We start from the raw sequence: 13,579 nt of genomic DNA, 5'->3' as shown, positions 1-13,579 counted from the left end.
GACGAAACTCCGGTTTACAAATTTTCGTTATACTGCCACCACGAACACACATCTGGGGCAGCCATGATGGCGTTTCAAGGGGTGTCGGTTTACAAAATAGTCTCCATATCGACTTTTTGTAAACCGGAGAAACGAAAGGTAGCTAAGCCATGATCGGCACGCGACTGAAGCTCGCCCGCGCATCCGCTGGATTGTCGCTGCGAGACCTCGCCGAGCGCATGGGCAACGTCGTCAGCGCGCAGGCGATCGGGAAATATGAGCGGAACGAGGACATGCCGGGTTCGCGCGCTCTGATGGCGCTCGCTAGCGCCCTTAGCGTCAGCGAGTCCTATCTGCTCAGCGACGAGGAGCTGACGCTGGAAGGCGTCGATTTCCGCAAGAAGCGCACCGCCAAGGAAGAGGCGACGATCGAGGCGCAGACGCTGCAACTGCTGGAGCGTTATCTCGCGATCGAGGATCTTCTCGGCCTCAAAAGCGTCGAATGGGAGCAGCCTCGCAGCGCGCCATACCCCTTGCACGATATACGTGATGCCGAAGACGCAGCCCGCTCAGTTCGCGAGGAATGGGGCTTGGGTCACGACCCAGTGCCCAAGCTCGCGGAATTGCTCGAAGAACGCGGTATCAAGGTGCTCTCGCTTGCTCTCGACGACATCGACGGCCTCGCCGCGCGCGTCATGCGCAAGGAGCGCGACGCCGCCCGCGTGATCGTCGTGCGGAGAAACATCTGGGCAGAGCGCAAACGCTTCACCCTCGCGCACGAGCTCGGCCATATGGTGATGACGCCTACGGCAGAGGTTGACGAGGAACGCGCAGCGCACCGCTTTGCCGGCGCTTTTCTGATGCCGGCCGACGTCGTGCGCGCTGAAATCGGCGCACAGCGCTCGGCCATCAGCATTGGCGAACTCGTAGCCATCAAGGAGCGCTTCGGCGTCAGCGTCCAGGCGATCGCCTATCGCTGCCTCGATCTCGGCATCATCGAGAAGAAGGCCTTTTCGGCGTTGTTCAAAGAGTTTACGAAACGGGGCTGGCGCAAGGAGCCATTCGCCGAACCGGCTTGCATTGCACCCGAATATGAGGAGCCCAAGCGGTTCGAACGGCTGTGCTATCGTGCGCTCGCGGAAGGCGTGATCGGCGAAAGCCGCGCGGCCGAAATGCTCGGGATCACCTTGCAGGCGCTTGACCAGCGTTTGGCTGAGGCAGTTTGAACGGGTGCCGTTCCTCGTCTCGGACACTTCGGTCATCATCGACCTTGATCGCGGCGACCTGCTCGAAGCCGCGTTCGAGCTCGATGACAGCCTGGTAGTCCCGGACCTTCTTTTCGAACGCGAGCTCGATGCCGACTTCGGCGAGCGGCTTCGCTCGCTGGGCATCGTGATCGAATCTCTCGATGGTAGTGAAGTCCGCCGCGCAACCCAGCTGCGCCGCGGTGAGCCACGCCTCTCTGTGGCCGATACCTTCGCCTTTGCCCTGGCGCAGGGGCGTCAATGGACACTGTTGACCGGCGACGGTGTGCTGCGGTCCATCGCAGAAGCTGAGGGCATCGCTGTGCACGGTGTGCTGTGGGTTTTCGATCGCATCGAGGCGAACCGCATTTGCGATGCCGCCACATTGCATGGCTGCCTGTCGAAAACGGCGGCCCACCCGCGCTGCCGATTGCCGCGGCGCGAAATCGAGCTGCGTCTGAAGCGCTATTCTGGCCGATAGGTTCGATCAGTTCGACCCCGAGATCGTTGGGCAAAGCTGGACGCCTCCCGCGGGACCACTGCTCTATCGCCGCTGCGCTCCAACCGAACCCCTGGCGGGTTTCGGCCCATGCGGGTCATGGTCAGGCTGGTGGGTGGCGTATCTGTGCAGCGGGAAGGAATATTGCTTCCTCCTGCGGACTGCTGCGAAGGAGCGATCCTTCGGACTGGAAATTGTACGTCCCGCCGGACGCATACCATCACGGTGCGGTGCGCCTATGCCGACAGCGGCTACCGCCGCCGCAAGCATCGGGGCGAGGCCGAAGCCTACGTCCGCCACAGTCCACCCGTCAGCTAAATTGCCAGAGCATTGACCACGACGCGCAGGCGCTCAGCTTCCGCCCCTCCTTTCATGAGGGTTGCCGCAACACGCCGTAGCAGGTCTTCATCTTCGTCTGCGGAAGGAGCATCGATTTCGGCATCGCTCATGCCCGCAAGGGCGGCCGCGATTTTCTCCGCGACCCGGTCGGCCGCTCGCCGTGCCGGATTATGCTGAACATGGGCGTAAATGGCCGTCGAGCGGGGATTGGAATGACCCAGGATCGCTCCGGTAAAGGCCATCGCTTCACCCGAAGAAATAGCCGTCGAGCCCATTGTGTGTCGCAGTGTATGGGGGGTGACGTCAGTCAGATCCGCTTTGTTTACAGCCTTCTTCCAAGGCGTCTTATACCCCCTGAAATAGCCGTCGCCATCCTCGGCAGGGAAAACGAAATCGGAATTCTCACAGCGTTCGACGGTGTTGAGCACCGCGACCGCGGCCGCACCGATCGGACGAACATTTCTTCCTGTCTTGCTATCCTCGAACCGAAGGCTGCCATGGTCGAAATCGACTTCCTTCCATCTGAGGCTGGCAATTTCCTCGCGCCGGCATCCGGTCAGCATCCACAAGCGCATGATATCAAGAGCCTTTCGATTGACCCCTTCATTCTCGAGCTCGCGCAACGCATCACCGAAGCGCTTGACCTCTGCCAGAGTGAGATAGCGATCCTTATGATTGTCCGTCTTGCGGACAGACGCGGTATCGCAGGGGTTGCGATCGACCATCTCGCGCCGACGGGCGAAGCTGAACACGGCCGACAGATCGCGGAAGACCTTGCGGGCCGCGCCGCTCCCTCCTTTCACGATGATACGCTTGCGGGGACTAATCATTTCGTTCTTCGCAGTCTTCCCGTTCTCCACGTCGCGAAAGAAGCGCTCAATCTCGGTTGCACCGATTTCCGTTATACGATGCCTGCCAAGCAAGGGCAGCACATGATGGCGCAAGCGCGCGATCGTGTACTGTTTTGTGAGCGGCTTCATCGGCGCACCCTGATGTTTGCCGCGCTGGATGAAGCATCCCTCCACCTCATAAAGATCGATCAGGTCGCTGATCCGCATTTCCGCCCGCTTGTCGTTCCGAGCTTTTGCCGGATCCTCACCCACAGTCGCCTGAGCAAGAAGCTGCCGTGCCTGGCGGCGGGCCAACTCGACAGTGAGGGGACCGAAGCGACCGATCGTGATGTGCCGCTTAGGCGCCCCTCGACCGCCATTTTCGGCGCGATAGCGAAGCACGAATGTCTTGGTTCCGCCGACGCCTACGCGAAGTCCGAACCCGGCGATCTCGCTGTCCCAGATATCGTAGCGCGCTTCCTCAGGGCGTGCGGCATCAATGACTCGCTTGGTCAAAAGCACGGTATTCTGCGCCATAAACTACCTCCTGCCCCCCAATTTGGGCGACCACCGGGCGACCACCGATGTCGGAAATAGGGGTGTATTTCCCGACAAGGGTAGCGTATCAAAATCCATTATTCAACAATAATAACAATATCTTATAGAAGAATGGCGAAGTCCGTCGCAGGCCGGAAAAGTCGATCTGCAACTTTGCCAAGGTTGATGTGCTCTACGATATCGCGCTCGGCATCCGCATCCTCGACCTCACATCCGACAAAACCGCATTGTTTGCTGCGATCATGCTGCGGCACGATTGCGTCCACCGTAACGGGTTTGACAAGAACGGAAACGAACTGTCGGTGTTCACCCGGAGTTTCGTCCAGCAGACCGCGGACCTGATCCGGGCGCTCGTCGAGAATATCGAGCGGGCGGTCCGGCAGGTTGATCGGGCCGCCCATCTCCAACCGTCGCCTATCCACCAAACGAATGAACGCTTTATAGAACGACCCTAGACGGCTTTCATGACCGAATTTGGTGCGCTTGGCGATCAGCTTCCTTCGCTATCTGAAATGTCCGCTATCTCGATCAAGGCTCCTGAAATGGGCCGTTGCGGATCGTCCGCAAGCATAGTCGTGCGCTATTGCTCAGCGCATATACGCAGATCTTCTACGAACGCACGAGAGGGGAGGGGGCTTTGCCCTGATTGAGCCATTTGGGCGTCGATGGTCGATGCACTGGGCTCACAATCAGGAGTGTGTCCCATGATCAAGTCGATCCCGCTGAACAAGCTCGTTCAATCGCCCCGCAATGTCCGCCGTCACAGTGATTTAGCTGCCGATGCCGAGCTCAAAGCCAGCATCGCAGCTCGTGGCCTGCTGCAGAACCTCATTGTTCGGCCTGCCGCGAAGGGAAAGTTCGAGGTCGAAGCTGGCGAGCGGCGTCGCCGCGCCATGTTCGCGCTGGCAGACGAAAAGATCCTTGCCCGCGATCACGAAGTCACCTGCCTCGTGCTCGAAGATAGCGCTGAGGTCGCGGTCGAGACCAGCCTTGCGGAGAACTTTCACCGCCTCGCCATGAACCCGGCCGACGAAGCCCAGGCCTTTGCCGCGCTCGTGGCGGGCGGTGCGACCGTCGAGGACGTTGCCCGCCGCTTCGGTCTGACCGTTCGCTTCGTTGATGGCCGGCTGCGTCTCGCGAACCTTGCGCCTGTGGTGTTTGAGGCACTGGCCTCCGGGGAAATCACCCTCGATATCGCCAAGGCCTTCGGCGCGACCTCGGACCAGGACATCCAGGCCCGGGTGTTCGAGCAGGTTTCCTCGGCCTACTACGCACCCAATCCCGACAGCATCCGGCGCATGGTCCTCTCCGGCACAGTCCGGGGCAGCGATCCGCGCGCCCGTCTCGTTGGCCGCGATGCCTACATTGCCGCGGGCGGCCGGATCGAGCGTGAGCTGTTCGACAACGACGACAGCGAATCCTGGGTCGATGTTGCGCTGCTCGAAAGCCTTGCCGCCGCGAAGATGGAAGAGCAGGCCAAAGCCCTCGCCGCCGAGCAGGGTCTTGCCTGGGTCAAGCCGACGCTCGATCCCTATGCCAGCCACGATCTGGTCGAAGGGCTGGTCCGGCTTCCTGCCGAACCGGCGCCATTGACCGACGCAGAATTGGCGAGGATCGACGAACTCGATGCCTCCTATGACGAACATGCGGCGATCCTCGAGGATCAGGACAGTGCCGAGGAGGCTGTGGCTGCGCCGAAGCGGCAATCGAGGCCATCGAACGCGAGTGCCAGGAAATCCGGGCCCGCCCGCCCGTCATCGCGACCGAACTCAAGGCCGAGGCGGGGATGGTGCTGGTGCTCTCCCGCGATGGCACGCCGGTTCTCCAGCCGGTGTTCTACGGTGAGCGTCAGGCTGAACCCGTCGGAGCCGACGGTGGGATCGAAGTCGTTACGGGCGATGAAGGTTCGGATAAGCGCCGGACCACCTTGTCCAAGCGCCTGGTCGACGAGCTCGCCATGCAGCGCCGCGATGTGCTGGCGCTGCACGTTGCATCCGATCCTGGTCTGGCGCTCCACATCATGGTCTTCACGCTTGCCGATGCCGACACCCACGACTGGCGGGCGCGGGCTGCGACCACGCTGCGCGCGCCTGTTCCGGCTGGCCCGATCATCGGCTTTGAATCCAAGGATGCGCCGGCGAGCAGCGCGCTTGCCGAGCTCAGGTCCAGTCTCGACGAAAGCTGGCGCGCCGGGAATGATGCGACGTCCCGCTTCGATCTCTTCCGTGTACTGCCCGATGACTGTCGCGCCGCCTGGCTGGGCTATGTCGTCGCTCGGTCGCTCGAGGCAAGCCTCAACATGGCCGGTGAGCGTCAGCTGCCGTTCCAGGATCACCTTGGCAGCCTGATCGGTATCGACATGGCCCAGTGGTGGCGCCCGACGGCGACCAATTATTTCGATCGGGTGTCGAAGCAGGTGATCCTCGATGCGCTGACCGATGTCGGCGGTCTCGAACTCTCCTCGCGTTTTGCCTCGGTCAAGAAGGGTGACCTCGCGATGAGCGCCGAGCGCGTCTTCGCCGGCACCTACATCACCGAAGTCGAAGTTCGCGAGAAGGCCCTGGCTTGGGTGCCTGAGGTCATGCGGTTTGCCTCCACTGCTCCGGAGGCTGGCGAAGTCGACATCGACGCAAGCGACGCTGAGCCTGGTGTCGACGGCGAAATCCATACCCCCCGCGAACTGGCCGCCTGACCACCTCCTGACAGGCTCGGCCACTCGCACCTCGAGAAGCGGTCCTTCGTCTCACGCCGGAGGGCCGCTTCCTTTTTGGGAGAAGAGCAGAGGGGGCTCGGGACCCTGTGGTACTGACCGGCGAACCCGTCGCCGATTGTCCAGATGCCGCAATCAGGAGAACCATCATGGCCTATCGCAAGGAGCAGGGCGGCGGCCTGTCGCCCGCCACCCGTATCACCCAGGAAATCATCGCCCGTTTGGAAGCAGGCACGAAGCCGTGGATAAAGCCGTGGCGCGGCGTGCCCGTTTCCCGGCCCCTGCGGGCCTGCGGAATTCCGTACCGGGGCATGAATGTGTTCTGGCTGTGGATGGTCGCCGACATGTGCGGCTATGCGCATCCGAACTCACCAGAGTAAGCAGTGCGAAAGCAGATCCCAGCTTATGGGCTTCGGGCCGCACTGCGCCAAAGGCTCCGCGCTGCCCGAAGCCCATAAGCGGTGCTATGATGTGACGACAGGGAACATTCCTGCTGAGGCAAGCGGTAACAAATTTATGTGAGGCAACACGACACCCGTCCCAGTGCAGCGCCTTCAGGTAGTTGCCGCTCTTGCTTCGGAAGAGGAAAACATGCCCGCCTTAGGGTTCGACCGCGAACAGCGGGCGAACCAGTGCCGCCAGCCCATCGAAGCCGAGCCGCATGCTGACCGGCTTGCTTGCCAGATAGACCTTCGTTCCGGGCGCCAGCGAGATCACGAGACATCCCGGAATGCACGCAGCACGCGGGCCAGTGCCTTCTCGTTGACATAGCTGTCTACCGACAGGCGCACGCCACTGGTCAGATCTATGTCTATTGCGCCGGGGCGTGCACCGGGATGGGGGCGGATCAGATCCTCCGGCGCTGGCGGCATCGGCGACGAAATGGGTCACGGTGCCTTCTGAGGCTCGGGCACTGCCGGCGCAGGTGCGGGCTCCGTCGTTATGATTGCACCGTAGGGAATGAACTCCAGCGCCTCGCTGGCGATGGCCGCCGCTTGGCGGCGCGCCGCTCGCCAGTTGTAAATTAGGTTCTCGGCAATCTCGTGGCGCTCAGCGACCTGACGGACCGATACGCCGTCTGCATCCGCCTCGGCGAGGATCGCCGCCTTCTCGGCATCCGAAAACTTCCTGCGCCGTTCGGTGCGCGCGATGATCTCTACCCGACCCTTCACTTGGCCTCCTTCTGGAGTCCAGAAAGAGACTCCTTAGCGGAGGTCCATCAGCGCCGAGCCTGAATGCCGCAACACGCCCGAGGACGGACGCTTACCAAGACATCGACGAACTGGCCGACAATCTGACGGCGCGGTTCGCCTCGCTGGCGAGGGCGCACACGCTCACGATGCCCGATCTCGCCGGCGACGTGGTTGAGCAGACTGAAACGACCTTATTGGCGCTGTTGGATGCGATCTTGGCTGCCCATCAGGGAATCAATGAGGAGCGTATCAGTATCGAAGGCGACAATCTTCCTATTGGTCCCCATGCCCTTACTACGATCGCCCTGCTGCTGCATGAGCTCGCGACGAATGCAGTGAAATACGGCGGTCTGGCTACACCGGAAGGGCAACTGAGAATTGAAGTTGGAATCGCAGGTGAGCGCATGACGATGACATGGCGCGAGACCGGCGCCCGGCGAATGTCCGGGGCAAGTCAGACGAGGGCTTCGGCCGCCGCTTAGAGAGGGCGAGTGTTGCGACTTTGCATGGCAAAGTGGAGCGCGCATGGTTTGATCATGGCTTGGAAATCGGGTTGGAATTTCCCGTAGGCGATCTTGGCCGCTAAGAGGATCCTAGGGCGCGGACTATTTCTGCTTTCGCATGAGGTGCGTGGTAGCCTCATTTTCGATCTTGGTCAGTTCCTCGATAGTTAAATCAAGGGCGCTACGCTGACCCTTCAGATCAATAAGTCTCTCGCGGACGCGCTCTACGAGTCTGCCCATCTGCTCATGATGTCCCGGGTCGGCATCATATAGATCGAGGAACTCCTTGATCTCTCGAATGGAGAAACCCAGCCGCTTGCCCCGGAGAATGAGTTGCATCCTCCCGATCTCGCGCTTGGAATATATGCGCGTATTGCCGACGCGTTGGGGGTCGATCAAACCCTCCTTCTCATAGAAGCGGAGAGTTCGCAGTGTGACCCCCAACTCGCGGGCAACATCATTTATACCTTGCAGTGGGGGTGTAAATTCACGCGCATCCCGCGCCCCGGCACCGTTATTATCAACAGGCGCTTTGATCCGCTCACGTCTCACGTTGGCCTTGCTCCGCCTATCAATGTCCGCCACCCTCATCCCACGGTGCCTGTTGCAAAACAGCTAAGTTTGACAGTGGCAGGCCGGTGGCGCTCATGCGAGCTTTTTATTCTCCTCCTCGACAAGTTCCTTCTTCGATAGCTTGCCAATCATGGTCTTGGGCAGGCTATCGCGAATTTCGATCGCTTTTGGCATCTCGATCTTGCTGAGGCGCTCTCGAAGAAAATCCTTCAGTTCGCCCGTAGTGACGGTTGCATCCTTGTGTAGTGCCACGAAGAGCTTAGGCGACTGACCCCGGTAAGGATCCGGAATCCCAATGGCGATTGCCTCCTTGATGGCTGGATGCTGGTATGCGGCGTCCTCGATGATGCGAGGATAGACATTATAGCCGCCGCAAAAAATCACGTCCTTGATGCGATCGACAAGGAAGAGGTAGCCATCTTCATCGAGATATCCGATGTCCCCAGTCCGTAGCGCTCCCTCAACGAATACCGCCTGCGTGTCTTCTTCGCGCTGCCAATATCCTTTCATGACCTGTGGGCCCCGGGCGCAGACTTCGCCCCGCTCGCCTTGGGGAAGCACCCTCGTAGGGTTCTCCGGATCGCGGATTTCCAGGATGGTGCCGGGAAAGCGCGGCCCACAGCTGTTGTCTTTCACGAGGCCGTCCAGGGGATTACACGCTATGATAGGGGCCGTCTCGGAAAGGCCGTAGCCTTCAACGACTTTTGCCCCGGTCCGCTCTTCGAAACGCTCCCGGACATCGAGGGGCAAAGGGGCACCGCCCGATATGCAGGCTCTCACTGACGACAGGTTCGGAATCTTGTCGTCCGCGAGCCCGTTGAGAGCCACATAGATGGTGGGCACGCCGAAGAACTGGGTGGGGGGCTTGCGCTTCATGGTTTTGAGGACCTGGTCCATCTCGAAGCGAGGAAGCAGCACCATCTCCGCACCGATCTCGACGGAGAAATTCAGCACTGTGGTGAGCGCAAAGACATGGAACATGGGCAGAACGCCGAGTGTGCGCTCTTGGCGGGAGCTGTGCCCCCCAACATGCACGACCATCTGCGCGCTGTTGGCGGCGAGGTTGGCATGCGTGAGCATCGCTCCTTTGGGAACACCGGTCGTTCCGCCGGTGTATTGCAACACCGCAACGTCGTCCGGCTCACGCCGCACAGGATTCGGGAGAACATTGCTCGACAAGAGTCTGTTCAAACGGACGTGAATGCTCTCGTCCAGTACACGAGCATGATCCTTGCGCTTGAACAAGGTAAAGCCCAAGCCTTTCATTCGCGGCAACATGTCGACCATGCCGCACAGAATGATCTTGTCCAGGCCGGCGCTTGCTGCAACCGCCTCCACTTTCCCATGGATTGCCTTCAGATCCGGTACGGCCATCATCCGCGTGCCTGAATCGCGGATTTGATGCTCAAGTTCTCGCTCGGTGTAGAGAGGGTTGAAATTCACGATGATCGCACCGACCTGGAGTGCGGCAAAATACAGGACAACGAAGTACGGACAATTGGGCAGGCAAAGGCCGAATCGATCGCCTTTCTTCAAGCCCTGATCCTGCAGGCCCCTGGCTGCCCTCTGCACGAGGCCGCCGATCTCACCGTAGGTCCAAGTTCTACCCAGGAAATCGATCGCTATCCGGTCTGGATAGAGCGCAACCGCGTTATCCAGCAGGTCGGTGATCAATCGGGGTGGAAGCGACGGATCCTGCTGTCCGTCGAAGATGTCTGAAATGGGTTCAGCCATGGCAGCCTCGAACATCAGAAGGTCAACCGACCACCAAGGGACAGCACGACGGCATGAGCGTCGTTCACCCCGCCGTTGACCAGGATGGGGGTCTGCGCGGCACTTCCAGCATAAGCGGCAGTTGTTCGATCAATCGTCTCGTCCTTGAAGGCGATGTAAGCGGCGGCGGCATTGAGGGTGAAATTGCGGGAAAGAGCAAAGCTGCTGCCCGCCGCGAAGTTCCATCGATCCGCATCTGGCACGCGCGCGTCGCGATTGCCGTCCCTCGTCGGGGTTTGATCGTGCTGCACGCCTGCGCGGATGGTCCATTGGGGGGAGGCAGAATAATCAATGCCACCCGCGAAGCTCCAGGTGTTTCGGTAGTTTTCCGGGATGGCAGTATTGAGCGGAGACCCCAGCTTGATGCTGTCGAACTCCGACCATCCGAAGCGGACAATCTGGCTGTTCAAGGTCAGCCTGGGAGACACCGCTACGCGTGCGCCGACTGTTGCCTGCCAGGGCGTGCGGAAACTCGCGCCGGTGTCGATCGAGCCATTTTGTCCGGCTAGCGGTCCGAGCAGCCCGGTCGTTGCGATCGAACCTTTCAGGTCATGCTTCACGCTGGACTTGTAGCTCGCACCCAGTGTGACGGGACCTGCGCGATATTGGAGACCAGCAGTCCAGCCCAGATCCCAACCATCGCCCTTGAGTTCCTGATGGCCATCGGCCAGGAGCGGGGAAAGATTGGGCAGATAATTAGACAGAGTAGCGTCCGCATATTCGATATTCAGCGCCGCGCCGATGCTGAGGTTGGGCGTTGGCATAAACGCGATGGACGGCTGGATATCGTAGGTGCGCAACTTCGTCTTATCGGTGGTGTAGCGCACCCAGCTTGTCGCCTCGTAGTCGGTGGTAAAGCTGTAAGGCGATGTCAGTGCGAGCCCGACGGCCAGTTTCGGGCTGACTGCAAAGGCGATCGCTCCTGATGGGAGGATGCCGTTGTTGATGGGATTACGCGATCTCTGATCACCACCGACCGCTGCAGGCGTCTGTCCCGGCCGTACGATGAGCGTATTGACGTTGTCGATACTACCCTTGGGGAGGATCGCGCTGATCGCGAAATGGCTATCGACGCCTGACACGCCCCCGATCGCCGCCGGGTTCCACCAGAGAGATTCCGCTCCCTGATCGGCAACTTCGCCTGAGAATGCGCGGCCCGCGCCCTTGACCGACTGTTCCTGAAGATAAAAGCCACCGGCATGTGCAACCTGCGGCACTGCCAGCGCTCCGACAAGAGCTACGGTTACATGACGTTTCAGGCCGTGTTTCAATGCTATTCTCCCCTCGCGTGATTTATTTCAGATGCATTGTTGTCAGCGTAAACGTATCCAGGTCTGGGTCTTGCACAGTGGCCAGACGATGCAGCCCTTCAGGCGCAAATGATCGCTGTCGATCACGGTGACGGTCGCGCCGTAAGTGCCGCCGTCCTCGGCGTTGTAGATGGTGCCGCTGGACCAAGAGCCGGATTTCCATTGGAAGCCCTGCAGGATTCGCAAGTCTTTCAGGGCGCGGCTGCGCAGCTGCGCATCCTTGTTCTTCTCATCGCGCAACTGCGGGTTCGCCCGGAGGCCGTCGGAGGACAGCAAAGTGCCGCAGATGGATGAACCGCATCTGGCAATCTCGACCACGCCATGTCGGTTTTCGGTCTGCCAACGACCCAACGCTGCGTCGGCCGGCATCGATGCCGCTGCCAGTATTGCCAGTAAGATTGTCATTCGTTCCGCTCCCATGAGGCACCGCTAACGCGATTGTTCTTTGCTGGACCGCGTCGAAGCGGCTCGAATCGGCCTCTCCCTCACCATCATGTTGACGTATAGGTAAGTCAAGGACTCAAATCGTCATCATTCTTCCGATTTCGTCCGGTTGCTGTTTGCCGCTTCCGGAGGCTGGCGATGCATCCCACCGCTGTCCGGGTTTTTTTTACGTATCGACTTGACCGAGGCGTCGGCGACGGCTCGGCGACGTGCGTAGGCGATTGAGAAAAATGCGATCACCGCAACCAGCGGAGCCAAACCCCCCAGGACAATAACGGAGGAAAAGGGGGGGAATGCCTTCTCGGCTGCCTTGAGAGGGTAACCGATTAGGCCGAGCGCGTAGTAGCCCACGGCAACCGCTGAGAGTCCCTCGACCAGGTGTTGGAGGCGAAGCTGCATGCGAACGCTGCGGTCCATTGAAGCAAGCAGCGACGCATTCTGATTTTCAATGTGTGTCTCGATCCGTGCGCGCAGGAGGGCAGTGAACTGTGCGGCTCGAAGGCTGACCTGGGCTAGGCGCGTCTGAAAATCCCGGCATGTTCGGACCGCTGGATTAAAGCGCCTTCCGGTGAAGTCGCTAAGCGACTGGAATCCTGGAAGGCGCGATGCAACGAGATCGGTAAGCCGCTCTGCGACGATCTCAGTTAGGGCGGCCGTGGCGCTCAGCCTTGAATCCGTTTCACTCGCTAATGTTAGCAATCTTGCGGTCAGCGACGACAGAGAGGCAAGAAGGCTATCATCAGTGCGCGAAGAATCGCGCAGTGCCCGACCAGTCTCGTCCAGACTGCGCTCGATCTCATCCAGCACGCTCCAGCCATGTCGCGCAGTCGGCAAACCGAGAAGCGCGAGGTTCCGATAGTTCCCCAGTTCCTGCACGCGCTGGATACAGCGGGAAACCTCGTCAACGCTTGCGCCATTGGTCGCGACCACTAGGCGCCCATACCCTTCTGCATGTATGCGAAAGTCGCTCCAGATCCGGATGGCATCGTCGACGACGCATGAAACCAAATGGGCAGGGTGAAATGCAGCTCTTTCGATAAGCTCGGCGGCAGCGCTGTCGCTGGTGACGACGACGATCTGCGTGGCGCGGATCACGCTGCCAGGAAGCTCTTCCATCCAGGTCAAAGCCTCTGCAGAAGGTCCGGTCAGGGGTAAGTTCCACTCCGGATTTTTGTTTTCCGTAGCAAATGTAAGGGTGGTTGTCATTGCCTCGCTATGCCTTTCCCAAGCGATACGGACAGCATCTTTCCAGCCGGTTTCCATATGTCGCGCGGTACGATCCAGATCTGCACCACGCAGATCGCTGATCACGGACCACTCCTTCTCCCACTGCTCGTCATCGAGCAGTCGTACGGTCTGTATGGCGAGCGCCGGCGGATCTAGTCTCGCAAATCGCCGCAGGTGCATTTCGTTGACGACCTGTCGGCGCAAGGCATGTTCATGAAGGCGCATTTCGAATCTCCTTCAGCGCGGCGCACGCTACCTTTGTGGATGGGCCGGGATCGCCGCATTGCCGGACGCATCAGCGTTTGCTTGGGTCGGGGCTGGGGGCGGGTTTTCAGGCATTCCTTGCTGTCACGGACACCCTCCTTCTTCACATGGCCCGTGCTCGCCCGCGCCGCTT

The 13,579-nt window shown here is 60.3% G+C and carries 12 protein-coding genes and 2 pseudogenes; 5 read left to right on the top strand and 9 right to left on the bottom strand.

Going from position 1 to position 13,579, the window contains the following annotated elements; all coding sequences use genetic code 11:
- Window positions 1-149 precede the first annotated feature (149 nt).
- Together B9A23_RS03145 and B9A23_RS03140 are read left to right on the top strand one after the other, a co-directional pair.
- Window positions 150-1,205: a helix-turn-helix domain-containing protein gene (locus B9A23_RS03145; protein WP_084277361.1), complete on the top strand. Its 1,056-nt coding sequence runs from the start codon at window positions 150-152 to the stop codon at window positions 1,203-1,205.
- Window positions 1,177-1,704, top strand: coding sequence for a PIN domain-containing protein (locus tag B9A23_RS03140; protein WP_254894940.1), 528 nt, complete (start codon window positions 1,177-1,179; stop codon window positions 1,702-1,704). The genes B9A23_RS03145 and B9A23_RS03140 overlap by 29 nt, the downstream gene beginning before the upstream one ends.
- Before the next feature lie 332 nt (window positions 1,705-2,036).
- On the opposite strand, the gene B9A23_RS03135 is transcribed toward B9A23_RS03140, so the two are convergent.
- Window positions 2,037-3,428, bottom strand: a complete 1,392-nt coding sequence (locus B9A23_RS03135; protein ID WP_084277359.1) for a tyrosine-type recombinase/integrase — start codon at window positions 3,426-3,428, stop codon at window positions 2,037-2,039.
- 122 nt (window positions 3,429-3,550) lie between these two features.
- Complete coding sequence (locus B9A23_RS22660) at window positions 3,551-3,850, bottom strand: hypothetical protein (protein WP_176217855.1); 300 nt, start codon at window positions 3,848-3,850, stop codon at window positions 3,551-3,553.
- Between the two features lie 303 nt (window positions 3,851-4,153).
- Here B9A23_RS22660 and B9A23_RS03125 point away from each other — a divergent pair.
- Window positions 4,154-6,141: pseudogene (locus B9A23_RS03125) on the top strand (ParB/RepB/Spo0J family partition protein).
- 167 nt (window positions 6,142-6,308) lie between these two features.
- Window positions 6,309-6,518 (top strand): annotated as a pseudogene (locus B9A23_RS03120) (ArdC-like ssDNA-binding domain-containing protein); the annotation flags it as partial.
- Between the two features lie 354 nt (window positions 6,519-6,872).
- On the opposite strand, the gene B9A23_RS23200 reads toward B9A23_RS03120, so the two are convergent.
- A complete protein-coding gene (locus tag B9A23_RS23200; RefSeq protein WP_254894939.1) occupies window positions 6,873-7,031 on the bottom strand; it encodes a hypothetical protein in 159 nt (52 codons plus the stop codon).
- 15 nt (window positions 7,032-7,046) lie between these two features.
- The gene (locus B9A23_RS23195; RefSeq protein WP_254894938.1) at window positions 7,047-7,331 is read right to left on the bottom strand and encodes a transposase; all 285 of its coding nucleotides are present in this window, start codon (window positions 7,329-7,331) and stop codon (window positions 7,047-7,049) included.
- A gap of 167 nt (window positions 7,332-7,498) precedes the next feature.
- Here B9A23_RS23195 and B9A23_RS03110 point away from each other — a divergent pair, with 167 nt between their 5' ends.
- Complete coding sequence (locus tag B9A23_RS03110; RefSeq protein ID WP_084277358.1) at window positions 7,499-7,834, top strand: ATP-binding protein; 336 nt, start codon at window positions 7,499-7,501, stop codon at window positions 7,832-7,834.
- A 123-nt stretch (window positions 7,835-7,957) separates the two neighbouring features.
- On the opposite strand, the gene B9A23_RS03105 is transcribed toward B9A23_RS03110, so the two are convergent.
- The 5 genes from B9A23_RS03105 to B9A23_RS03085 form a co-directional block, all read right to left on the bottom strand.
- A complete protein-coding gene (locus tag B9A23_RS03105) occupies window positions 7,958-8,329 on the bottom strand; it encodes a MerR family transcriptional regulator (protein WP_254894963.1) in 372 nt (123 codons plus the stop codon).
- A 171-nt stretch (window positions 8,330-8,500) separates the two neighbouring features.
- Window positions 8,501-10,177, bottom strand: coding sequence for a long-chain-fatty-acid--CoA ligase (locus B9A23_RS03100; RefSeq protein ID WP_084277356.1), 1,677 nt, complete (start codon window positions 10,175-10,177; stop codon window positions 8,501-8,503).
- Window positions 10,177-11,472 (bottom strand): OmpP1/FadL family transporter, encoded by a 1,296-nt coding sequence (locus B9A23_RS03095; protein ID WP_254894937.1) that lies wholly within the window; start codon window positions 11,470-11,472, stop codon window positions 10,177-10,179. Before B9A23_RS03095 ends, B9A23_RS03100 begins: the two co-directional genes overlap by 1 nt.
- Before the next feature lie 42 nt (window positions 11,473-11,514).
- A complete protein-coding gene (locus tag B9A23_RS03090) occupies window positions 11,515-11,880 on the bottom strand; it encodes a DUF2147 domain-containing protein (protein WP_084277355.1) in 366 nt (121 codons plus the stop codon).
- Between the two features lie 162 nt (window positions 11,881-12,042).
- Complete coding sequence (locus tag B9A23_RS03085; protein WP_084277354.1) at window positions 12,043-13,407, bottom strand: DUF3422 domain-containing protein; 1,365 nt, start codon at window positions 13,405-13,407, stop codon at window positions 12,043-12,045.
- Between the last annotated feature and the right edge of the window lie 172 nt (window positions 13,408-13,579).

This window comes from Novosphingobium sp. B1, from assembly GCF_900176395.1.
Classification (GTDB): domain Bacteria; phylum Pseudomonadota; class Alphaproteobacteria; order Sphingomonadales; family Sphingomonadaceae; genus Novosphingobium.
This window is presented reverse-complemented; position numbering and strand designations above follow the sequence as displayed.

Excerpts from the sequence above, each read along its gene's own strand:
- B9A23_RS03085 (WP_084277354.1), bottom strand. The coding sequence starts at position 13,407 with ATGCGCCTTCATGAACATGCCTTGCGCCGACAGGTCGTCAACGAAATG.
- B9A23_RS03145 (WP_084277361.1), top strand. The coding sequence starts at position 150 with ATGATCGGCACGCGACTGAAGCTCGCCCGCGCATCCGCTGGATTGTCG.
- B9A23_RS03090 (WP_084277355.1), bottom strand. The coding sequence starts at position 11,880 with ATGCCGGCCGACGCAGCGTTGGGTCGTTGGCAGACCGAAAACCGACAT.
- B9A23_RS22660 (WP_176217855.1), bottom strand. The coding sequence starts at position 3,850 with ATGGGCGGCCCGATCAACCTGCCGGACCGCCCGCTCGATATTCTCGAC.
- B9A23_RS23200 (WP_254894939.1), bottom strand. The coding sequence starts at position 7,031 with ATGCCGCCAGCGCCGGAGGATCTGATCCGCCCCCATCCCGGTGCACGC.
- B9A23_RS03135 (WP_084277359.1), bottom strand. The coding sequence starts at position 3,428 with ATGGCGCAGAATACCGTGCTTTTGACCAAGCGAGTCATTGATGCCGCA.
- B9A23_RS03100 (WP_084277356.1), bottom strand. The coding sequence starts at position 10,177 with ATGTTCGAGGCTGCCATGGCTGAACCCATTTCAGACATCTTCGACGGA.
- B9A23_RS03110 (WP_084277358.1), top strand. The coding sequence starts at position 7,499 with ATGCCCGATCTCGCCGGCGACGTGGTTGAGCAGACTGAAACGACCTTA.